Below are 20,826 nucleotides of genomic sequence, written 5' to 3' on the forward strand. Positions count from 1 at the left end.
CATGAAAACATCACTGCCTCTCAGCCTGATCGCGGCCCTCGCCGAGAACCGCGTCATCGGCATCGACAACAGCATGCCCTGGCATTTGCCGGGGGATTTCAAGTATTTCAAGGCCACCACGTTGGGCAAGCCGATCATCATGGGTCGCAAGACCTGGGATTCGCTGGGGCGCCCGTTACCGGGGCGTCTGAACCTGGTGGTCAGCCGTCAGCCGGGCCTGGTGCTGGAGGGCGCCGAGGTGTTCGGTTCGCTGGATGAGGCCATCGTGCGGGCCGAGCAGTGGGCGCTGGAGCACGGTGTGAACGAGCTGATGCTGATCGGCGGTGCGCAGCTGTACGGTCAGGCGTTGGAACGCGGGCTGGCGGATCGCCTGTACCTGACGCGGGTCGAGCTCAGCCCGGTGGGGGATGCGTGGTTCCCTGAAGTGGATGCACAGCAGTGGGCGATGACCTCGACCCAGGCGAACGCGGCTGAAGGGGACAAGCCGGCTTATCACTTCGAGGTGTGGGAGCGGCGTTGATGCATTCGCCGGCAAGGCCGGCTCCTACACGATTGCTGTAGGAGCCGGTCTTGCCGGCGAAGGGGCCTTCAGCTATGCGTCAACTGCGCATGCTCATCGGCCTCCAGCAGCACCTTGTCGGTCTGCCCCATGGCCTGGCTGGTCAGGGTACCGGCCACCATCGCACCACTCACGTTCAGTGCCGTGCGGCCCATGTCGATCAGCGGCTCGACCGAGATCAGCAGCGCCACCAGCTCCACCGGCAGGCCCATCGCCGGCAGCACGATCAGCGCGGCGAAGGTCGCACCGCCACCCACCCCGGCCACCCCGGCCGAACTCAGGGTCACGATGGCCACCAGCGTGGCGATCCACAGCGGGTCGAGCGGGTCGATGCCCACCGCCGGGGCCACCATCACCGCCAGCATCGCCGGGTACAGGCCTGCGCAACCGTTCTGGCCGATGGTCGCGCCGAACGAGGCGGCAAAGCTGGCAATCGCCTGAGGGATGCCCAGGCGACGGGTCTGCGCCTCGATGCTCAGCGGAATGCTCGCCGCACTGGAGCGGCTGGTGAAGGCAAAGGTCAGCACCGGCCATACCTTGCGGAAAAACCGCAGCGGGTTGACCCCGCCCAGGCCCAGCAACACACCGTGCACCACGAACATCAGGCCCAGGCCGATGTACGACACCACCACGAAACTGCCCAGCTTGAGAATGTCGTCCAGGTTGGAGCTGGCCACCACCTTGGTCATCAGCGCCAGCACGCCATACGGGGTGAGCTTCATCACCAGGCGTACCAGGCGCATCACCCAGGCCTGCAGGGTGTCGATGGCCACCAGCGCACGGTTGCCCTTGTCGGCGTCGTCCTTGAGCAGTTGCAAGGCGGCCACACCGAGGAACGCGGCGAAGATCACCACGCTGATGATCGAGGTCGGCTTGGCCCGGGCCAGGTCGCCCACCGGGTTGGTGGGGATGAACGACAGCAGCAGTTGCGGGATGTTGAGGTCGGCGACCTTGCCCGCGTAGTCACTCTGGATGGTCTGCATGCGCGCGGTTTCCTGCACGCCGGCCACCAGGCCTTCGGCGCTGAGGCCGAACAGGTTGGTCAGGCCGATGCCGATCAACGCGGCGATGGCCGTGGTGAACAGCAGGGTGCCGATGGTCAGGAAACTGATCTTGCCCAGCGACGAGGCGTTGTGCAGGCGTGCCACGGCGCTGAGGATCGAGACGAAGATCAGCGGCATGACGATCATCTGCAGCAGGCCCACATAGCCGTTGCCGACCAGGTCGAGCCAACTGATGGTGCTTTTCAGGACCGGGCTGCCGGCACCGTAGATGGCATGCAGGGCACTGCCGAACAGCACGCCGACGATCAGGCCGACCAGCACTTTCTTGGCCAGGCTCCAGGAGGTCTTGCTGGTTTGCGCCAGGCCCAGCAGCAAGGCTGCGAACACCAGCAGGTTGAGAAACAGCGGCAGGTTCATTGAAGCTCCAGACAAAGGGCGGGGCGTCGCGTCTGTGCGCGATTGCGAACAGAAATGCTAACAGCCTGAAAAACAACGAATTTAGATCTAAATGGAATTTATATAGACGATTTTGGAATATCCATATGCCTCGGGGAGGAAGGGTGGACAAAAACAGATCTGGGTGTGATTGGTAAGGGGCAGAAATTGCCGCGGGGCGTTGACGACAAAATATATTAATTGCGAATCACTCGCATCCTCTGCTAGCGTGCGCGCCATTCGATCCCAGTGCCAGGTGGTGCCGTGTCTTCGTGGAATACGCAGATCGCGCGTTTGTTCGCCGAGCAGAAGAACGCGCTGCAAGCCTTTGTGGCGCGCCGCACGGGCAGTGCGCAAGTGGCGGCCGACCTGACCCAGGAGTCGTTCCTGCGCCTGGCGCGCCTGCCGCCCGACAAGCAGATCGACAATCTGCCGGCATTTCTGTTCACCATCGCCAGCAACCTGGTGCGCGACCACCAGCGCCAGATGATCCGCCGCGAACGCCTGGACGGCGGCGAACCCAGCGATGAACTGCCCTGCGCCAGCCCTGGCGCCGACGAGCAACTGGCTGCCCAGCAGGAACAGGCCCTGATGCATGACGCGATTCAGGCGTTGCCCGAGGCGACCCGGCATATCTTCCTGCTCTATCATGTGGACGAATGCACTTACCGCGAGATCGGCGCACGCCTGAACGTGACCCCGCGCAGTGTCGAATACCAGTTGCGGCGAGCGTTGATCGAGTGTCGGGCGTATATCCAGGCCCGCCTGGCCAGCGACGCCGGGGGCAAGCGGCCATGACCCGTCTGCCCGTTGCCACGGACGCCCCGATGACCGATACCGACGATCTGTTTGCCCAGGCATCCGGGTGGTACTTCCGCTTGCAGGCCGACGACGTCACGCCCGCCGACACCGCAGCGTTTGCCGCCTGGCACGCCCAGGGCGTCGCCCAGGCGCAGGCCTGGCAAGAGGTCATCGACCTGCTCGGCGCCCTGCGTGAGCCGGCCCGCAGCATCCGCCAGGCCCAGCGTGAACAGTGGTGCGCCCCGGCCAAACGTCGCTGGCGCCCGCTGGCCAGCGCGGCGGCGGTGCTGCTGGTGATCGGCCTGGGCATCACCCACACGCCTTATCTGGACCGCATGCGCGCCGACTACGCCACCGCCACTGGCGAGTCGCGCACGCTGCAACTGGCCGACGGCTCAACCCTGCAACTGAACACCGACACTGCGGTGCAGGTACGACTGCTGGCCGGCGAGCGCCAGGTGCGCCTGCTGCGCGGCGAAGCCTGGTTCGAAGTCACCCGCGATCCTGCCCGGCCGTTTGTCGTTAGCGCCGACGACGGCTGGGTAAAAGTGCTGGGCACGCGCTTCAGCGTAGCCCGGCGAGAGGCGCACACCCGTGTGCAGGTGGCCCAGGGCAAGGTTGAAGTCAGTGCCGGCAACGGGGCGTCGGTGTACCTGGAGCCGGGCCGCGCGGTGGAGTACCACGCCGGCAAGCTCGCCCGGGTGCAGGCGTTCGAGCCGGCCTCGGGCTTTGCCTGGCGCCAGCGCCAACTGGTGTTTCGCCAGCAGCCGTTGGCCGAGGTGGTGGATGAACTCAACCGCTACTGGCCGGGGCAGACCCTGGTGCTGGGTGAGGCGCTGCGCCAGCGCAAGGTCTCGGGGGTGTTCGACATCGACAAGCCCGAGGCGGTGCTCAAGGCGCTCAGCCATACCCTGGGCGTGACGGCCAGCCAATACACCGGTTACCTGCGGGTGCTTCGCGAAGGCTGAAAATAATTTCTGCGATTTTTCAGGGTTTGCTGCAACCCCGTCGTCCTTGATCACGAAGGCGCAAATAATAAGCACTCTCAGACAGTGCCGCGCCACGATCACCTTTGACGCCCCGGGGAGCACTACCAATGGAACATCCGATCGCCAGCCGGCGCTCATTCGCCTTGCCCACCCTGCTCAAGCTGGCTATCGGGCTGAGCGCTGGCAGCACCTTGCTGCCACTGCACGCAGCGCCGGCAGCGCAGGCCCAGGTGTACCGGTTCGAGGTGCCGGCGCAGTCGCTGGATGCGGCGTTGGCGGCGTACAGTGCGGTTACCCGGATGCAGGTGCTGGTGAGTGCAGAGCTGACCCAGGGCCTGCAATCGCCGGGGCTCAGCGGCAGTTATTCACAGGCCGATGCGCTGGCGCGGTTGCTGGTGGGCACCGGGCTGAGCGCCAGCTACATCGATGCCGACAGCGTCACCCTGCACAAGCGTGGCGGCAACGAGTCGGCCCTGCAGCTGGGCGCGACCACGGTCAGCGGCAAGCAACTGGGTGTGACCACCGAAGGCTCCAACTCCTACACCACCGGCGCGGTGACCATCGCCAAGGGCGAGCAGAAGCTCAAGGACATCCCCCAGTCCGTCTCGGTACTGACCCGCAAGCGTATGGACGACCAGAACATCACCACCCTGACTCAGGCCGTGGAGAGCGTGCCGGGGTTGGCCTCGGTAAAGTCGCCAGGCCCGGGCATGTTCGTGTTCTCGCGCGGGTTCGACATCGAGTCGCTGCAATATGACGGTGTGCCGGTGCCGCGCAACGTGTATGCGTTGGGCAGCTACATCACCGAAAACATGGTGATCTATGACCGCATGGAGGTGCTGCGGGGTTCGGCGGCGCTGCTGCAGGGTGCCAACAGCACCACCGGCGCGATCAACATGGTACGCCGCCGCCCGCAGGCCGAACCCACCGTCAAGCTCACGGCCAAGGCTGGCAGCTGGGACCGCTACGTGGCACAGGCCGATGCCGGCGGGCCGTTGAACGAGGCCGGCACGGTGCGCGGGCGGGCGGTGGTCAACTATGAAAAGGGGCGCTCGTTCACCGACTATGTGTGGAACTGGGAGCAGACCGTTTACGGTGCCCTGGACTTCGACCTCAGCGAAGACACCACCCTGGGCATCGGCGCCAGCAACAAGAAAAGCCATTCGCGGCCCTACATGATCGCTTTGCCGCGCTACAGCAACAAGGCCACCTTGAACCTGCCGCGCTCGACCTACACCGGGTCTACCTGGAACCGCGCGATGAACGACCAGACCGCGGTGTACCTGGACCTGGAACACCGCTTCAACGACCACTGGAAGCTCAAGGCCGCCGCCATGGCCATGAACGAGTCCAATGAGGCGACCTACCAGTTCATCGCTCGGCCGGTCACACCCGGCACCACTACCGGCCCGGCCTATTCGGATTTCGCCACCGACTTCGCTGGCAAGAGCCGCGGCATGGATGTGTACCTGACTGGGGACTTCGAGGCGCTGTCGTTCGAGCAGAGCGTGCTGCTGGGCGCCAACTACTCCAAGTACACCACCAACGATGCGTATGCGCGGATGTTCACGCCGGGCGTGGATATCGACAATATCGACCACCACCGCCCGTACCTGGACTTTGACAGCATCGCCGACCGGGCCAACCTGGCCACCAGCACTTACAACATTCGCCAGAAAGGCCTGTATGGCAGTTGGCGGGTCAAATTGCTGGATCCGCTGACCTTGATCGTGGGGGCGCGCAGCAGTTGGTACGACTTTGCCTTTGCTCAGCAGAACTATTTTGCCCGTGAGCTGCAGGAATATGGTGAGAACAACAGCACCAAGACCACCGGCAAGGTCACACCGTTCTACGGCCTGGTGTATGCACTGAATGATCAGTGGTCGACCTATGCGACCTATTCCGAGGTGTTCATCCCGCAGACCGCGCGCGCCATGGGCAACCTTCCGCTCAAGCCGGTAGAGGGCGACAACTATGAGCTGGGCCTGAAGGGCGAGTTGATGGACGGCCAGTTGAATGCGTCGCTGGCGATGTTCCGTTACATCCACAAGAACCGCGCCGTGGCCGACCCGGCCGATATCGGCGAGGAAGGTTGCGGGGGGGTTGGTTGCTTCACGGCAGCCGGCAAGGTGCGCAGCCAAGGCATCGAGGCCGAACTCAGTGGTGAAGTGTTGCCAGGCTTGCAGGTGGCGGGCAGCTACACCTACAACACCACGAAGTTTCTCGAGGACGAGAAGCTTCAGGGCAAGGTGTTCGCCACCTCCACGCCGATGCACATGTTCCGCCTGTGGGCCGACTATCAACTGCCGGGCGACTTCAGCCAGGTCAGCGTGGGGGCTGGCCTGAACAGCCAGAGCAGCACCTTGAGCTTCGACCGCGCGTTTGCGCAAAGCGGCTATACAGTGTGGAACTCGCGGGTGGCGTACCGTGCCAGCGACGAGGTGACACTGGCGGTCAACCTGAACAACGTGCTCGACAAGAAGTACTACATTCCGGCGTACAGCCAGGTGTCGGGCAACAACTACTTCGGCGACCCGCGCAACTTCATGTTCAGTGTGGAGTACACGCCGCAGTTCTGATCGATGACCGCTGCGCCCCCTTCGCTGGCAAGCCAGCTCCCACAGGTACTGCGCTGTTCTCAGGGGCAGTCCGCCCTGTGGGAGCGGGCTTGCCAGCGAAGGGGCCAGTGCAGGCAATAAAAAACCGGCGCCTGAGCGCCGGTTCTTTATTGCCGCCAGACCTTACAGCCCGTCCAGCATCGCCTTGTTGCGCACCGCGCCCTTGTCGGCGCTGGTGGCCAGCAGGGCATAGGCCTTCAGCGCCGTGGTGACCTTGCGCGGACGCTTCTCGACCGGTTTCCAGCCCTTCTTGTCCTGCTCGGCACGGCGTACCGCCAGCTCTTCATCGCTGACCAGCAGGTTGATCGAACGGTTAGGGATGTCGATCAGCACCTTGTCGCCATCGCGCACCAGGCCAATCGCACCACCGGCTGCTGCTTCTGGCGACGCATGGCCGATGGACAAGCCCGAGGTGCCGCCCGAGAAGCGCCCGTCGGTCAGCAGCGCACAGGCTTTGCCCAGGCCCTTGGACTTCAGGTAAGAGGTCGGGTACAGCATCTCCTGCATGCCCGGGCCGCCTTTCGGCCCCTCGTAGCGGATGATCACGATGTCGCCGGCCTGCACTTCGTCGGCCAGAATGCCGCGTACCGCGCTGTCCTGGCTTTCGAAGATCTTGGCGTTGCCTTCGAACACATGGATCGACTCGTCGACGCCTGCGGTCTTCACCACGCAGCCATCCAGCGCGATGTTGCCGTACAGCACGGCCAGGCCGCCTTCCTTGGAGTAGGCGTGCTCGAAGCTGCGGATGCAGCCGTTCTCGCGGTCGTCATCCAGGGTTTCCCAACGGGTCGACTGGCTGAACGCGGTCTGGGTCGGGATGCCGGCCGGGCCGGCCTTGAAGAAGTGGTGCACCGCTTCGTCGTCGGTCTGGGTGATGTCCCACTTGGCGATGGCTTCTTCCATGCTGCGGCTGTGCACGGTCGGCAGGTCGGTGTGCAGCAGGCCGCCACGGGCCAGCGAACCGAGGATGCTGAAGATGCCGCCGGCGCGGTGCACGTCTTCCATGTGGTACTTCTGGATGTTCGGCGCCACCTTGCACAGCTGCGGCACGCTGCGCGACAACCGGTCGATGTCGCGCAGGTCGAAGTCGATCTCGGCTTCCTGGGCGGCGGCCAGCAGGTGCAGGATGGTGTTGGTCGAGCCGCCCATGGCGATGTCGAGCATCATGGCGTTCTCGAACGCCTTGAAGTTGGCGATGTTGCGCGGCAGTACCGACTCGTCGTTCTCGCCGTAGTAGCGCTGGCACAGTTCGACGATGGTGCGGCCGGCCTTGAGGAACAGCTCTTCGCGGTCGCTGTGGGTGGCCAGGGTCGAACCGTTGCCCGGCAGGGCCAGGCCCAGGGCTTCGGTCAGGCAGTTCATGGAGTTGGCGGTGAACATGCCGGAGCACGAACCGCAGGTAGGGCAGGCGCTGCGCTCGTATTCGGCGACCTTTTCGTCACTGGCCGAGCTGTCGGCGGCGATCACCATGGCGTCGACCAGGTCCAGGCCGTGGCTGGCCAGCTTGGTCTTGCCGGCTTCCATCGGGCCACCGGAGACGAAGATCACCGGGATGTTCAGGCGCAGGGCGGCCATCAGCATGCCGGGGGTGATCTTGTCGCAGTTGGAGATGCACACGATGGCGTCGGCGCAGTGGGCGTTGACCATGTACTCGACCGAGTCGGCGATGATCTCGCGACTGGGCAGCGAGTACAGCATGCCGTCGTGGCCCATGGCGATGCCGTCATCCACGGCGATGGTGTTGAATTCCTTGGCCACGCCACCGGCGCGCTCGATCTCGCGGGCCACCAGCTGGCCCAGGTCCTTCAGGTGCACGTGGCCCGGGACGAACTGGGTGAAGGAGTTGGCGATGGCGATGATCGGCTTCTTGAAGTCGGCATCTTTCATGCCGGTGGCGCGCCACAGGGCGCGTGCGCCGGCCATGTTGCGACCGTGGGTGGACGTTTTCGAGCGGTAATCAGGCATGAAGCACTCCTGGCGGCTAATCAGGTAACAAAAAGGGGAGTGAGCTTCTCTTGTCCTTTGCACCGAAGGCAGGTGGCCGCTGGTACGGATGAGGCCGAAAACACCACGGGATCGCCGAGGGCTCGACCAGAGCTCATAAACCCGCCGGGGATGACTGGCGATGAATAGGCCGATTCTACACCGCTGGCGGCGGGAAGGAATGGCGCATTGGGCGGTTGGGCGTTTTCGCTGCGCGCGGGCCGCCCAACCGCCATGGCGTTCAGCCGGCCTCGGAGAAGTGCACCAGCTTCACGCGCTTGCGAAAGCCGCCGGTCAGCACGCCCAGGTACACCAGGCCGAGGGTGAACCAGGTCATGCCGATGGTCAGGGTCAGTGCCGACAGGCTGGTCCACAGCCACAGTGTGAGGCTCATGCCCACCAGCGGCACCACGCCGTAACGCAGCAGCCCCGAGAGGTTGCGGTGGCAGGCTTGATCGACCAGGTGCGTGCGCACCACCGCCAGGTTCACCGCCGAGAACGCCACCAGCGCGCCAAAGCTGATCAGCGAGGCCAGGGTGGTCAGGTCGATCACCAGTGCCAGCAGGGAGAACACCGATACCACCAGGGTGGCGAACACCGGGGTGCCGAAGCGTGGCGAAAGGCGCCCGAACCAGCGCCGTGGCAGCACCTGGTCGCGGCCCATGGTGTACAGGATGCGCGACACCGCAGCCTGCGAGGCCAGTGCCGAGCCCAGGCTGCCGGCCACGAAGGCCGCGGTGAAGAAGTTGGCGAGGAACTGCCCGCCGGCCTTGAACATCACTTCATTGGCTGCCGCATCAACGTTGGCGAAGTGGCTGCCCGGCAGTACCAGCTGGCTGATGTAGGCCAGCACGGTGAACAGCAGCCCGGCGCCCAGGGTGGTGAGCAGGATGGCGCGCGGCACATCGCGTTGCGGGTCGCGGGTTTCCTCGGCAAGGGTCGATACCGCGTCGAAGCCCAGGAAGGACAGGCACAGTACCGCTGCCCCGGTCATCAGGTGGCTGAACCCGGGCCGGGTGCCGTCACCGAGCAGGGGCGACAGCAGGTCGATGGGCGCGCCGTGCAGGCTCTTGATCGACAGCGCGGCGAACACGCCGATGAAGATGATCTGCGCGCCCACGATCAGGTTGCTGGCCTTGGCCACCGAATGGATGCCGATCACGTTGAGCACGGTCACCAGGGCGATGGCGGCGACGATGATGCCCCACACCGGCAGTGCCGGGAAGGCGATATTGAGGAACAGCCCGATCAGCAGGTAGTTGATCATCGGGATGAACAGGTAGTCGAGCAGCAGCGACCAACCGGCCAGAAAGCCGATGTTGGGGCCGAACGCCAGGTGGGTATAGGAGTAGGCCGAGCCCGCCACCGGGAAGCGTTTGACCATGAAGCTGTAGGACGTCGCGGTGAACAGCATGGCCAGCAGGGTCACCAGGTAGGCGCCTGCGGTGCGGCCACCGGTGAGTTCGGTGACGATGCCGTAGGTGGTGAAGATGGTCAGCGGCACCATGTACACCAGGCCGAAGAACACCAGGGCGGGCAGCCCCAGCACGCGGCGCAGTCGAGCGGTATCTGAAGTGCCAGGATGAGAGCGGTCGATAGAGGACATGGGTCGAACCTGCATTGTTTTTATTTTGATTGAGTCGATTTTTATCTGCTTATGTCGCCTGGATCAATGAAAAATTTGCCCTTATGGATTATTGGCCTGGATTTTTATCGATATATGTGCATGGCTGCATGGGGCCTGTGCGGCGCTGCAATGAAGTCGACGTGCTCTAGCCGTGCGGGGTCGCCTGGCCCTAGACTGCGCGCCTTGTGCATCACCCCTCGCAAAAGGACTTGGAATGCCCGTGCTCAACCGCTCCGTGCTGTATTACCTCGCCATCGCCCTGGTACAGGGGGCGCTGCTGCTCACCTTCATCCATTACCGCAACCCTGTGCTCGCGGTGTTCTGCGCCACGCTGGCCCTGGTGGGCGGCATCAATCTGCAACTGCTGGGCGGCGCGGTGCGTCAGCGCGGCACCTGGCTGCTGGTGGCCGGCCTGGCGTTGCTGATGGCCAGCGTGTCCGCCTGGCTGTATGCGCAATCGGCCGACGGCTGGCTATGGATGCGCTGGATACCGGCCTCGCTGGTGCTGGCCTATATCGGCGCGGCGTTCATCCTCAGTTGGCCGACCCGCGACGGCAATCGCCTGCGCTATCAGGACCTGTACCAGCACGCCTGGAACAATGCCTTCATCGTGCTGCTGGCGCTGCTGGTGACCCTGGCGTTCTGGTTGCTGCTGTGGCTGTGCGGGCGGCTGTTCACGATTCTGGGCGCGCCGGTGCTCAGCGATATCTTCGCCTCGCTCGAATTCATCTGCGTGTGCCTGCCGATCTTCTTCTCGCTGGGCATCCGCATGGGGCGCCAGAACGACAAGGCCATCGGCCTGCTGCGCAATGTGCTGCTCACCGTGTGTCGCTACCTGCTGCCGCTGTGTTCGCTGATTGCGGTGGTGTTCACCCTGGCGCTGGCGGTGACCGGGGTCGCGCCGATCTTCAACACCGGTTACTCCACCAGCATCCTGCTGTGCCTGGTGGGCAGTACGCTGTTTCTGCTCAACGGCGTGTTCCAGGACGGCGAGCACGATGCCGGTTATGCCAGGCCCCTGAAGCTGCTGGTGAACGCCAGCCTTGTGTGCCTGCCGCTGCTGATGGCGCTGGCGTGTTACTCGAGCTGGCTGCGCATCGACCAGTACGGCCTGACCCCGCAGCGCTTTCTGGCGATGCTGCTGATCGGCATCGCGCTGGTGTACAGCCTGGCCGCGCTGTGGGCCATTCGCCCGCGCCAGGCGGTGTGGCTGGGCAGCTTGCGGCGCAGCAACCCGTTGATCGCGCTGCTGAGTTTCGTGGTGCTGATGCTGGTGTTCACGCCGGTGCTCAACCCGTTGACCTACAGCGCCGCCAACCAGATGGAGCGGCTGTTGAGCGGGCGCACCTCGGCGGATGCGTTCGATGCGCGCGCATTGCGCCACCGGCTCGGCAAGCCGGGGATCGAGCAGTTCGAGCGGTTGTCGCGCCTGGTCAAGGAGGGGCAGATCCTGGATGCGCCAAGCCGCGAGCTGCTGGCCGATCGACTGCTGGAGGCCGAACCGGTGAGCATGTCGCCGCGTGAGTACGGACCCAAGCTGGAATGGATCGGGCCTGCGCCGGAGGACAGTGCGCAGATGCTCAACCTGACCCTGATCGAGAGCCAATGCGGCAGTTCGGGGTGTGCTGCCTGGCAGGTGGACCTGGATGACGATGGGGTCAACGAAGTGCTGGTGGTGCCCAAGCACGAGTACTCGACGTCGGCGTTCGTGTATGCGCGTCACGAGGGCTTCTGGCGTGATTATGCGCGGGTGGACGGGATTGGCACGGGTCGCGCCCTGATCGAGCAGATTCGGGCGGGCACGCTCAAGCTGGCGAAACCGCGCTACAAGACCCTGGTGATCGACGGGCGAGAACTGGGAATGATGCCTTACCCGCAGCGCGATTGAGTGCACCTGCCTGCAGGAGCCGGCGTTGCCGGCGAAAGGCCGTTAGTTACAGGCAAAAAAAATCCCGGCACCTGGCCGGGATTTTCATTCAGCGCAATCAGCTGTTGGGCAGCAGCCGGCAGGTGATGCTCTTGATGTAGCGCGTTTCCGGGATCGCCGGGTGCACCGGGTGGTCCGGGCCCTGGCCGCCGCGTTCGAGCAGCTGCATGTTGCGGTCCAGGTGGCGGGCGCTGGTCAGCAGGATGTTCTGCAGGTCGTCTTCGGGCAGGTGCATCGAGCACGAGGCGCTGACCAGAATGCCGTCCTTGCTCAGCAGGCGCATGGCCTGCTCGTTCAGGCGGCGGTAGGCGCCTTCGCCGTTCTTCAGGTCCTTCTTGCGCTTGATGAACGCGGGCGGGTCGGCCACGATCACGTCGAAACGCTCTTCAGCGGCCTTGAGCTCGCGCAGCGCCTCGAACACATCGCCTTCCACGCAGGTGACCTTCTCGGCAATGCCGTTGAGCGCCGCATTGCGCTCCACGCCATCCAGGGCAAAGCCCGAGGCATCCACACAGAACACTTCGCTGGCGCCGAACGCACCGGCCTGCACGCCCCAGCCACCGATGTAGCTGAACAGGTCGAGCACGCGCTTGCCTTTGACGTAGGGTGCCAGGCGTGCGCGGTTCATGCGGTGGTCGTAGAACCAGCCGGTCTTCTGGCCTTCCATCACCGGCGCTTCGAATTTGACGCCGTTCTCTTCCAGCGCCACCCACTCCGGCACCAGGCCGAACACGGTTTCGACGTAGCGGTTCAGGCCTTCGGCATCACGCGCCGCCGAGTCGTTCTTGAACAGGATGCCGGTGGGTTTGAGCACCTGCACCAGGGCGGCGATCACGTCGTCCTTGTGCTGTTCCATGGTGGCCGAGGCCAGCTGTACCACCAGGATGTCGCCGAAACGGTCGACCACAAGGCCCGGCAGCAGGTCCGAGTCGCCGTACACCAGGCGGTAGAACGGCTTGTCGAACAGGCGCTCGCGCAGCGACAGGGCCACGTTGATGCGGTGCACCAGCAGCGACTTGTCCAGGGCCAGCTTGGCGTCGCGCGACAGCAGGCGCGCGCAGATCAGGTTGTTGGGGCTCATGGCGACGATGCCCAGCGGCTTGCCGCCGGCACCTTCGAGCACCGCCTGGTCGCCGGCCTTGAAGCCATGCAGCGGGGTCGCGGCGACGTCGATTTCGTTGCTGTACACCCACAGATGGCCGGCGCGCAGGCGGCGGTCGGCGTTGGCTTTGAGGCGAAGGCTGGGCAGGGACATGACGTCGCTCCGGAAAAAAGAGCGGGAGTATAGCGCGTCGGCCGGGCACGCGGCTCGGCCGGCGACAAATAGCCGATCAGGCGCCCAAAGCGCGCAGCAGCTGGGTGTTGAAGGCGGGAATATCGTCGGGCTGGCGGCTGCTGATCAGGTTGCGGTCGATGACCACGGCCTGATCCTGCCACTGCCCGCCGGCATTGGTGATGTCGTCGCGCACGGTCTTGTAGCTGGTCATCTTGCGGCCCTTGACCAACTGGCTCGACACCAGCAGCCAGGCGCCATGGCAGATCACCGCCAGGGGCTTGCCGCTGGCGTCGTGGGCCTTGACCAGCTTCTGGGCGCCGGGGTCGATGCGTATGGTGTCGGAGTTCTGCACGCCGCCGGGCAGCACGATGGCGTCGTAGACCGCGACGTCGGCCTTGTCGAAGGTGTTGTCCACAGTGAAGTCGTCGGCGGGCTTGTCATGGTTCCAGCCCTTGACCGTGCCCGGTTTGGCCGAGAGGATGTCGACGCGCACGCCGCTTTGCTCGAGGGCCTGCTTGGGCCCGGTGAGTTCTACCTGCTCGAAGCCGTCGGTGACCAGCATGGCCACGCGCTTGCCGTTCAGTTGGGTCGTCATCTGCGTGCTCCTGTTGAGTTGAACCTGTAGTAAGCAGGCAGCCCTGGGGCAGGCAAAGTTCCTTCTGAATCCATCAACGGGTGTTTCCCGGCCCGCCTGCAGGGTTAGAATCGCCCTTCAGCCCCGAGTGTGTATCTATGTCCCAGGAACTTACCGCCGAACAGATCCAGCAAGCCCTGCAGGGCATCAGCGTACCGCCCCAGCCGCAGATCATGGTCGACCTGCAGTTCGAGCAGTACATGCCCGACCCGGACCTGGAGACCATCGCCAAGCTGATCTCCCAGGACCCGGGCCTTTCCGGCGCACTGCTCAAGCTGGTCAATTCGCCGTATTACGGGCTGACCAACAAGATCGCCTCGATCCAGCGCGCGGTGAACCTGCTGGGCAGCCGCTCGATCATCAACCTGATCAACGCGCAGTCGATCAAGGGCGAGATGAGCGACGACACCATCGTCACCCTCAACCGCTTCTGGGATACCGCCCAGGACGTGGCCATGACCTGTCTGACCCTGGCCAAGCGCATCGGCTCGCAGGCGGTGGACGAAGCCTATGCCCTGGGGCTGTTCCACGATTGCGGCGTGCCGCTGATGCACAAGCGCTTCCCCGACTACATGCATACCCTGGAGCAGGCCTACGCCGAGGCCGGCCCCGACAAGCGCGTGGTCGACACCGAGAACCGCACGTTCAACACCAACCACGCCGTGGTCGGCTACTACACGGCCAAGTCGTGGCGCCTGCCCGAGCACGTGAGTGCCGCCATCGCCAACCACCACAATGCCCTGGCGGTGTTCAGCGACGACTCGGCGCGCAACACCCAGCTCAAGAACCTGCTGGCCATTCTGAAGATGGCCGAGCACATCTGCAGCTCGTACCGGGTGCTGGGCAACCAGAGCGTGGACCACGAATGGAACACCGTCGGGCACCTGGTGCTCGACTACGTGGGCCTGTCGGAGTACGACTTCGAGAACCTCAAGCAGACCATCCGCGAAATGGGTGCGCACTGACCCATGCCCGAGCTACCTGAAGTCGAGACCACCCGCCGCGGCATTGCGCCGTACCTTGAAGGGCAGCGTGTCAGCCGTGTGGTGGTGCGTGAGCGGCGCCTGCGCTGGCCGATACCCGAAGACCTCGACGTACGCCTGTCGGGGCAGCGCTTCGTGTCGGTGGAACGGCGTGCCAAGTACCTGCTGCTCAACGCCGAGGTGGGCACGCTGATCAGCCACCTGGGCATGTCGGGCAACCTGCGGCTGGTGGAGATCGGCCTGCCGGCGGCCAAGCACGAGCATGTGGACATCGAGCTGGAGTCGGGGCTGGCGCTGCGCTACACCGACCCGCGCCGGTTTGGCGCGATGCTCTGGGCCCCCGACCCGTTGCAGCACGAGCTGCTGCTGCGCCTGGGCCCGGAGCCGCTGACCGACCTGTTCGATGGCGAGCGGCTGTTCCAGCTGTCGCGCGGGCGCTCGATGGCGGTCAAGCCGTTCATCATGGACAACGCGGTGGTGGTGGGGGTGGGCAACATCTATGCGACCGAGGCGCTGTTCGCGGCGGGCATCGACCCGCGGCGCCCGGCCGGGGGCATTTCGCGGGCGCGCTACCTGCGCCTGGCCATCGAGATCAAGCGCATCCTGGCCGCCGCCATCGAGCGTGGCGGCACCACCCTGCGCGACTTCATCGGCGGCGACGGCCAGCCGGGCTACTTCCAGCAGGAACTGTTCGTGTACGGGCGCGGGGAAGAACCGTGCAAGGTGTGCGGCACGGTGCTGCGCAACGTGACCCTGGGCCAGCGCGCCAGCGTGTTCTGCCCGCGCTGCCAGACCTAGCGGCCTGTATCAGGCCTTGCCGGTGATCCTGCGGTACTTGGCCATCAGCTCGTCTTCGGTTTCCGGGTGCGCTTCATCCAGCGGGATGCAGTCGACCGGGCAGACCTGCTGGCACTGCGGTTCGTCGTAATGGCCAACGCACTGGGTGCACAGGTTGGGGTCGATCACGTAGATCTCTTCGCCCTGGGAGATGGCGGCGTTCGGGCACTCGGGTTCGCAGACGTCGCAATTGATGCAATCGTCGGTGATGATCAGGGACATGGGGACTCCGGCCGGGGCGTCAGGCCCGGGCATATGAAAACCAATGGGCACAATTGTGCCGCATTAACGCCCGCAGTGCACGCGGGCGCGGTTTTCGATGCGGGCGCGGCTACTTCTTGAAGCGCTCGGTGAGGGCGTCAGCCACTACCGGGTGCACGAACTTGGTGATATCGCCGCCCAGCGCCGCGATTTCGCGCACCAGGGTCGAGGATATGAACGAATAGCGCTCGGACGGCGTCAGGAACAGGCTTTCGACGTCGGGCGCCAGTTGCCGGTTCATGTTCGCCAGCTGGAACTCGTACTCGAAGTCCGAAACCGCGCGCAGGCCGCGCAGGAATACATTGGCCTGCTGCTCCTTGGCGAAATGCGCCAGCAGCGTGGAGAAGCCGATGACCTGCACGTTGGGCAGGTGCTTGGTGACCTCACGCGCCAGCTCTACCCGTTGTTCCAGGGGGAACAGCGGGTTCTTCTTGGGGCTGGCGGCGACCGCGATGATCACCTCGTCGAACAGCCGGGAGGCCCGCTCGACCAGATCGCCATGGCCTTTGGTAATAGGGTCGAATGTACCTGGGTACAACACTCGGTTCATCGCGTCGTCCTGGCAGGAGTGCGTTTGGGAGTCGGATGGTATCGCAGCAGCTGCGGTCGGCCAAGTCGCCATCGCCGGCTCAAGGCACTATAGACAGGCGTGATAATGCTTGTCACCCGCTGCAGGCCGAGTGTCTGGTGCCTTGAAAGTATCGACCCCATCGCGGGTCAGGCCCGCTGCCACAGGTAATGCACCTTTTTGTGGGAGCGGCCCTGACCCGCGATGGGGTCGCTGCAACGTCAGCGAATGAACAGACGATAGACCCACCGCTGCAGCGCCTTCCCATACGGCGGATAGATCAGCCGCGCCGCATTCACCCGCGACTTGGCGAACACCGCCCGGGCATGACTGAAGGTCTTGAAGCCCTCGTGCCCGTGGTAGTTGCCCATCCCCGACGGCCCGACCCCGCCAAACGGCAGGTCGTCCTGGGCCACGTGCAGCAGGGTGTCGTTCAGGCACACGCCGCCGGAATGGGTCTGCTCCAGCACCCGCCGCTGCTCGGCACGGTCGTGGCCGAAGTAGTACAGCGCCAGCGGGCGCGGGCGCTGGTTCACATAGGCCAGCGCCTCGGCCAGGCTGTCATAGGGCACCACCGGCAGCAGCGGGCCGAAGATCTCGTCCTGCATCACCTGCATGCTGTCATCGACCTGCAGCAGCACCTGCGGCGGCAGGCGCCGACCTTCGCGGGCTTCGCCGGGGTACAGGTCGAGCACGCTGGCGCCCTTGTCGCGGGCATCGCGCAAATAGCCTTCCAGGCGCGCTAGGTGACGCACATTGATGATCGCGCTGTAGTCCGGGTTGTTTCGCACCTGTGGATAAAACCGCAGCACCGCCTCGCGATAGGCCTGCACGAAGCCCTGCAGGCGCTCGCGCGGGACCAGCGCGTAGTCCGGGGCAACGCAGGTCTGCCCGGCGTTGAGGGTCTTGCCGAAGGCGATGCGCTCGGCCGCCTGGGCCAGCGGTACACTGGCCGACACGATGGCCGGCGACTTGCCGCCCAGCTCCAGGGTCACCGGGGTCAGGTTGGTGGCTGCCGCCGCCATCACCTGGCGGCCGATGCTGGTGGCGCCGGTGAACAGCAGGTGATCGAACGGCAGGCGCGAGAAGGCCTCGCCCACGAAAGCATCGCCCAGCACCACGCTGACCAGGTCGTCGGGAAACACTTCGCCCAGCAGGCGCTGAAGCAGCGCCGCGGTGGCCGGGGTGGCTTCGCTGAGCTTGAGCATCACCCGGTTGCCCGCTGCCAGCGCCGCGGTGAGCGGGCCGATGGCCAGAAACAGCGGGTAGTTCCATGGCACGATGATGCCCACCACGCCCAGCGGCTGGTACAGCACCCGCGCGCTGGCCGGCTGGAACGCCAGGCCCACCGTGCGCCGCACCGGCTTCATCCAGCCCTTGAGGTGGCGCTCGGCGTGGCGAATGCCCTGCACGCTGGGCATCAGTTCGGCCAGCAGGGTCTCGTCGGCGCTGCGCCCGGCAAAGTCGCGGTCGATCGCCGCGATCAGGGCCGACTGGTTCGCCAGCAGCAGCCGGCGCAGGCTGGCAAGCCACTGCAGGCGCTGCGCCGCCGGCGCCATGGGCAGCCCGGCAAAGGCCCGGCGCTGCTGTTCGAACAGGGTCTGGAGGGGCATGCGGGCTCCGTGGCAGGGCAAGTGTGCCTGGAGCATATACGCCGGTTGTGCAGGTGGTACATCCCGTGGCGGATACGCCGTAAGATAAGCCTATTCCTTCAAGCTCATGCCTTTGGAGCTGACCATGGCACCGCGCATCAAGACCCGCGAGCTCATCGTGCAGAACAGCCTCGAGCTGTTCAACCAGCAGGGTGAACGCAGTGTCAGCACCAACCACATTGCTGCGCACATGGAAATCTCGCCTGGCAACCTCTATTACCACTTCGCCAACAAGCAGGCGATCATCGCCGTGCTGTTCACCCAGTACGAGGCGCTGGTGGAAGGCTTTCTGCGCCCGCCCCAGGGGCGCGCCGCCACCGTTGAGGACAAGCGCTTCTACCTCGAGGCGCTGCTGTCGGCGATGTGGAACTATCGCTTCCTGCACCGCGACCTCGAACACCTGCTCGGCCACGACCCGACCCTGGCTGCGCGCTACCGACGTTTTTCGCAGCGCTGCCTGCTGCAGGGCCAGGCCATCTACCGAGGTTTCGTCGAGGCCGACATCGTGGCCATGGACACCGTGCAGATCGAATCGCTGACCCTCAATGCCTGGATCGTGCTGACCTCCTGGGTGCGCTTTCTGTGCACCACCCGCGAGCACTCCGCGCACCTGAGCGAAGAGGCGATCAAGCGCGGCGTGTACCAGGTGCTGGTGCTGGAGCTCGGTTTCGTCACCGCCAGCGCGCGCCCTGCAGTGGATGCGCTGTGCAAGGAATTCTACGTGCCGCTGGACCAGGCACTGGAACAGTAGGCCGCCCACCCCCTTTGAATCGATATGGAGACCGACATGCCACTCGCGCAACTGATCGCACCCCAGCAACTGGCAGAGCGCCTGGGCGCTCCGAAGCTGGTGATTCTCGATTGTCGCTTTGCCCTGGAAGACGTCGACTATGGCCAGCGCAGCTATGCCGAAGGGCATATCGCCGGCGCGCACTTCGCCGACCTGGAGCGTGACCTGAGCGGGCCGGTGGTCAAGGGCGTGACCGGTCGCCACCCCTTGCCCGACCCGCAGCAACTGATCCAACGGCTGCGCAGCTGGGGCATCGACAACGACAGCGACGTGGTGCTCTACGACGATGGCCCCGGAGCCTTTGCCGCGCGGGCCTGGTGGTTGCTGGCATGGCTGGGCAAGCGCGACGGGGTGGCGATCCTCGATGGCGGGCTCAAGGCCTGGCACGCGGCCGGGTTGCCGCTGAGCCTGGATGCCTGTGACAAGCGTGAAGGCTGCTTCAGCGGGCAGCCCGATGCGAGCCTGGTGCTGGACGCCGCCGAGTTGGCCAATGGCCTGGGCACGCCCGACCTGACCCTGCTAGACGCCCGTGCGCTACCGCGTTTTCGCGGCGAGGTGGAGCCCATCGACCCGGTGGCCGGGCATATCCCGGGTGCGCATTGCGCGGCCTTCACCGACAACCTGGGGCCCGATGGTCGTTTTCTGTCGCCCCAGCAGCTCAAGCAGCGCTTTGCCGCCTTGCTCGGTACGCGCCAGCCGCAGGCGCTGGTGGCCTATTGCGGCTCGGGGGTGACGGCCTGCCATAACCTGTTCGCCCTGGCTTTGGCCGGTTATCCGCTGGCGCGGCTGTACGCCGGTTCGTGGAGCGAGTGGATCACCGACCCGCAGCGTCCGGTGGCCAAGGGCGACTGATCAGGCCCCGCTGGCCAGCCACTGTGGAATGCGCCGCTCCAGATAGTAGCCGGGCTGGCGCAGGCTGCCGTCGACAAAGCCCACGTGACCGCCATGACGGTGCAGCTCCAGGGTGGTCTGGCTGGCCAGTTCGGCGGCCCCTGGCAGGCTGTGGCTGAACACGAACGGATCGTCCTGGGCATGGATGATCAGCGTGGGCGTACGGTTTTCACCCAGGTAGTAGCGGCTCGACGAGCGCTGGTAGTAGTCGTGGGCGTCGCTGAAGCCGTTCAGCGGCGCGGTCACGCGGCCGTCGAAATCCCAGAAGGTGCGCAGGTTTTCCAGCGGGCCGAGGCGGTCCAGGGTTGCCAGGCCCTCATGGTGACCGTGGTGCTGGAAGTGGCGCTGCTTGTCCTTCACGTAGCCCAGCATGGCGCGCATGAAGTGCGCCTGGTACACCCGTGAAAACCCCAGGCCGATGCGGTCGGCGCACTGGTCCAGGCGAAACGGCACCGACACCGCCACGGCCGCCTGCAACTGGCTGGCCGTACCCGCTTCCCCCAGGTGCTTGAGCAGCACGTTGCCACCCAGCGAATAACCCACCGCGTACAGCGGTGCCTGCGGGCGCTGGGTGCGCAGGTGGGCGATGACTTCGGCCAGGTCTTCGCTGGCGCCGGAGTGGTAGCTGCGCGGCAACAGGTTCGGCTCGCCCGAGCATCCGCGCCAGTTGACCGCCACGCTGGCCCAGCCCTGCGCCGCCAGGGCGCGCTGCAGGCCGATGACGTAATGGGAGGTCGACGAGCCGGTCAGGCCGTGCAGTACCACCACCAGTGGCGTGGTGGTGGCAAGCGGGCCGTGCCAGTCCAGGTCGAGGAAATCGCCGTCGGCCAGCCACAGGCGCTCGCGCCGATGTGCCAGCGGTGGCGACTTGCGCCAGAGCGGGCCCCAGAGCGTCTGCACATGGGGGTTGCGCAGGCCGGTGGCTGGCTTGAACGGGGGTGGGGTGGCGCTGGACATCGTCGAGGTCTCTTGAGCGGGCGGCAGACCCTGT

Annotated in this window: 18 protein-coding genes; 9 read left to right on the forward strand and 9 right to left on the reverse strand. The window is 65.2% G+C overall.

Features of this window, described 5'->3' with window-relative positions; all coding sequences use genetic code 11:
- The first annotated feature begins 1 nt into the window (after position 1).
- Complete coding sequence (locus tag B4I46_RS23745; protein ID WP_286902147.1) at positions 2-520, forward strand: dihydrofolate reductase; 519 nt, start codon at positions 2-4, stop codon at positions 518-520.
- Between the two features lie 68 nt (positions 521-588).
- On the opposite strand, the gene B4I46_RS23750 is transcribed toward B4I46_RS23745, so the two are convergent.
- A complete protein-coding gene (locus B4I46_RS23750; RefSeq protein WP_058541775.1) occupies positions 589-1,980 on the reverse strand; it encodes an L-cystine transporter in 1,392 nt (463 codons plus the stop codon).
- Positions 1,981-2,262: 282 nt separating this feature from the next.
- Here B4I46_RS23750 and B4I46_RS23755 point away from each other — a divergent pair, with 282 nt between their 5' ends.
- From B4I46_RS23755 to B4I46_RS23765, 3 genes are all read left to right on the forward strand, one after another.
- Complete coding sequence (locus tag B4I46_RS23755) at positions 2,263-2,796, forward strand: RNA polymerase sigma factor (RefSeq protein ID WP_236176459.1); 534 nt, start codon at positions 2,263-2,265, stop codon at positions 2,794-2,796.
- Complete coding sequence (locus B4I46_RS23760) at positions 2,793-3,767, forward strand: FecR family protein (RefSeq protein ID WP_236176458.1); 975 nt, start codon at positions 2,793-2,795, stop codon at positions 3,765-3,767. The genes B4I46_RS23755 and B4I46_RS23760 overlap by 4 nt, the downstream gene beginning before the upstream one ends.
- Before the next feature lie 128 nt (positions 3,768-3,895).
- Entirely contained in the window at positions 3,896-6,367 is a 2,472-nt protein-coding gene (locus B4I46_RS23765) for a TonB-dependent siderophore receptor (RefSeq protein WP_236176457.1), read from the forward strand.
- A 162-nt stretch (positions 6,368-6,529) separates the two neighbouring features.
- Here the strand turns inward: B4I46_RS23765 and ilvD are convergent, their stop codons facing one another.
- Positions 6,530-8,371, reverse strand: coding sequence for a dihydroxy-acid dehydratase (ilvD, locus tag B4I46_RS23770; protein WP_236176456.1), 1,842 nt, complete (start codon positions 8,369-8,371; stop codon positions 6,530-6,532).
- Positions 8,372-8,630: 259 nt separating this feature from the next.
- The gene (locus tag B4I46_RS23775; protein WP_043860002.1) at positions 8,631-9,995 is read right to left on the reverse strand and encodes an APC family permease; all 1,365 of its coding nucleotides are present in this window, start codon (positions 9,993-9,995) and stop codon (positions 8,631-8,633) included.
- Positions 9,996-10,230: 235 nt separating this feature from the next.
- Between B4I46_RS23775 and B4I46_RS23780 the strand changes: the two genes are divergently transcribed.
- Entirely contained in the window at positions 10,231-11,904 is a 1,674-nt protein-coding gene (locus tag B4I46_RS23780) for a DUF4153 domain-containing protein (protein WP_286902151.1), read from the forward strand.
- Between the two features lie 97 nt (positions 11,905-12,001).
- Here B4I46_RS23780 and B4I46_RS23785 read toward each other — a convergent pair whose 3' ends face one another.
- The gene (locus tag B4I46_RS23785) at positions 12,002-13,198 is read right to left on the reverse strand and encodes a class I SAM-dependent rRNA methyltransferase (protein WP_043860000.1); all 1,197 of its coding nucleotides are present in this window, start codon (positions 13,196-13,198) and stop codon (positions 12,002-12,004) included.
- Between the two features lie 76 nt (positions 13,199-13,274).
- Entirely contained in the window at positions 13,275-13,814 is a 540-nt protein-coding gene (locus B4I46_RS23790; RefSeq protein ID WP_043859999.1) for a type 1 glutamine amidotransferase domain-containing protein, read from the reverse strand.
- A 137-nt stretch (positions 13,815-13,951) separates the two neighbouring features.
- Between B4I46_RS23790 and B4I46_RS23795 the strand changes: the two genes are divergently transcribed.
- Together B4I46_RS23795 and mutM are read left to right on the forward strand one after the other, a co-directional pair.
- Positions 13,952-14,818 (forward strand): HDOD domain-containing protein, encoded by an 867-nt coding sequence (locus B4I46_RS23795; protein WP_043859998.1) that lies wholly within the window; start codon positions 13,952-13,954, stop codon positions 14,816-14,818.
- A gap of 3 nt (positions 14,819-14,821) precedes the next feature.
- Positions 14,822-15,634 carry a bifunctional DNA-formamidopyrimidine glycosylase/DNA-(apurinic or apyrimidinic site) lyase gene (gene mutM / locus B4I46_RS23800; protein WP_058541780.1) on the forward strand — a complete coding sequence of 271 codons (813 nt, stop codon included), beginning with the start codon at positions 14,822-14,824 and terminating at the stop codon, positions 15,632-15,634.
- Between the two features lie 9 nt (positions 15,635-15,643).
- Here the strand turns inward: mutM and B4I46_RS23805 are convergent, their stop codons facing one another.
- From B4I46_RS23805 to B4I46_RS23815, 3 genes are all read right to left on the reverse strand, one after another.
- Positions 15,644-15,895 carry a YfhL family 4Fe-4S dicluster ferredoxin gene (locus B4I46_RS23805; protein ID WP_011531711.1) on the reverse strand — a complete coding sequence of 84 codons (252 nt, stop codon included), beginning with the start codon at positions 15,893-15,895 and terminating at the stop codon, positions 15,644-15,646.
- 109 nt (positions 15,896-16,004) lie between these two features.
- A complete protein-coding gene (gene coaD / locus B4I46_RS23810; protein WP_043859996.1) occupies positions 16,005-16,484 on the reverse strand; it encodes a pantetheine-phosphate adenylyltransferase in 480 nt (159 codons plus the stop codon).
- Between the two features lie 239 nt (positions 16,485-16,723).
- On the reverse strand, positions 16,724-18,151 hold the full coding sequence (locus B4I46_RS23815) for a coniferyl aldehyde dehydrogenase (RefSeq protein ID WP_376787187.1): 1,428 nt from the start codon (positions 18,149-18,151) through the stop codon (positions 16,724-16,726).
- A gap of 88 nt (positions 18,152-18,239) precedes the next feature.
- On the opposite strand from B4I46_RS23815, the gene B4I46_RS23820 reads away from it, so the two are divergent.
- Complete coding sequence (locus B4I46_RS23820) at positions 18,240-18,905, forward strand: TetR/AcrR family transcriptional regulator (RefSeq protein ID WP_043859994.1); 666 nt, start codon at positions 18,240-18,242, stop codon at positions 18,903-18,905.
- Positions 18,906-18,941: 36 nt separating this feature from the next.
- The gene (locus B4I46_RS23825) at positions 18,942-19,796 is read left to right on the forward strand and encodes a sulfurtransferase (RefSeq protein WP_286902161.1); all 855 of its coding nucleotides are present in this window, start codon (positions 18,942-18,944) and stop codon (positions 19,794-19,796) included.
- Here B4I46_RS23825 and B4I46_RS23830 read toward each other — a convergent pair whose 3' ends face one another.
- Positions 19,797-20,792 carry a hydrolase gene (locus B4I46_RS23830; protein WP_043859993.1) on the reverse strand — a complete coding sequence of 332 codons (996 nt, stop codon included), beginning with the start codon at positions 20,790-20,792 and terminating at the stop codon, positions 19,797-19,799.
- Positions 20,793-20,826 lie beyond the last annotated feature (34 nt).

It is taken from the genome of Pseudomonas sp. UBA7500 (assembly GCF_002478435.1).
GTDB classification, from domain to species: domain Bacteria; phylum Pseudomonadota; class Gammaproteobacteria; order Pseudomonadales; family Pseudomonadaceae; genus Aquipseudomonas; species Aquipseudomonas palmensis.

Bases quoted from the DNA above. Each gene is read 5' to 3' on its own strand.
- coaD (WP_043859996.1), bottom strand. From the start codon at position 16,484: ATGAACCGAGTGTTGTACCCAGGTACATTCGACCCTATTACCAAAGGC.
- B4I46_RS23805 (WP_011531711.1), bottom strand. From the start codon at position 15,895: ATGTCCCTGATCATCACCGACGATTGCATCAATTGCGACGTCTGCGAA.
- B4I46_RS23765 (WP_236176457.1), top strand. From the start codon at position 3,896: ATGGAACATCCGATCGCCAGCCGGCGCTCATTCGCCTTGCCCACCCTG.
- B4I46_RS23790 (WP_043859999.1), bottom strand. From the start codon at position 13,814: ATGACGACCCAACTGAACGGCAAGCGCGTGGCCATGCTGGTCACCGAC.
- B4I46_RS23785 (WP_043860000.1), bottom strand. From the start codon at position 13,198: ATGTCCCTGCCCAGCCTTCGCCTCAAAGCCAACGCCGACCGCCGCCTG.
- B4I46_RS23745 (WP_286902147.1), top strand. From the start codon at position 2: ATGAAAACATCACTGCCTCTCAGCCTGATCGCGGCCCTCGCCGAGAAC.
- B4I46_RS23830 (WP_043859993.1), bottom strand. From the start codon at position 20,792: ATGTCCAGCGCCACCCCACCCCCGTTCAAGCCAGCCACCGGCCTGCGC.
- B4I46_RS23825 (WP_286902161.1), top strand. From the start codon at position 18,942: ATGCCACTCGCGCAACTGATCGCACCCCAGCAACTGGCAGAGCGCCTG.
- ilvD (WP_236176456.1), bottom strand. From the start codon at position 8,371: ATGCCTGATTACCGCTCGAAAACGTCCACCCACGGTCGCAACATGGCC.
- B4I46_RS23775 (WP_043860002.1), bottom strand. From the start codon at position 9,995: ATGTCCTCTATCGACCGCTCTCATCCTGGCACTTCAGATACCGCTCGA.
- B4I46_RS23760 (WP_236176458.1), top strand. From the start codon at position 2,793: ATGACCCGTCTGCCCGTTGCCACGGACGCCCCGATGACCGATACCGAC.
- B4I46_RS23780 (WP_286902151.1), top strand. From the start codon at position 10,231: ATGCCCGTGCTCAACCGCTCCGTGCTGTATTACCTCGCCATCGCCCTG.
- B4I46_RS23750 (WP_058541775.1), bottom strand. From the start codon at position 1,980: ATGAACCTGCCGCTGTTTCTCAACCTGCTGGTGTTCGCAGCCTTGCTG.
- B4I46_RS23795 (WP_043859998.1), top strand. From the start codon at position 13,952: ATGTCCCAGGAACTTACCGCCGAACAGATCCAGCAAGCCCTGCAGGGC.
- mutM (WP_058541780.1), top strand. From the start codon at position 14,822: ATGCCCGAGCTACCTGAAGTCGAGACCACCCGCCGCGGCATTGCGCCG.
- B4I46_RS23815 (WP_376787187.1), bottom strand. From the start codon at position 18,151: ATGCTCCAGGCACACTTGCCCTGCCACGGAGCCCGCATGCCCCTCCAG.
- B4I46_RS23820 (WP_043859994.1), top strand. From the start codon at position 18,240: ATGGCACCGCGCATCAAGACCCGCGAGCTCATCGTGCAGAACAGCCTC.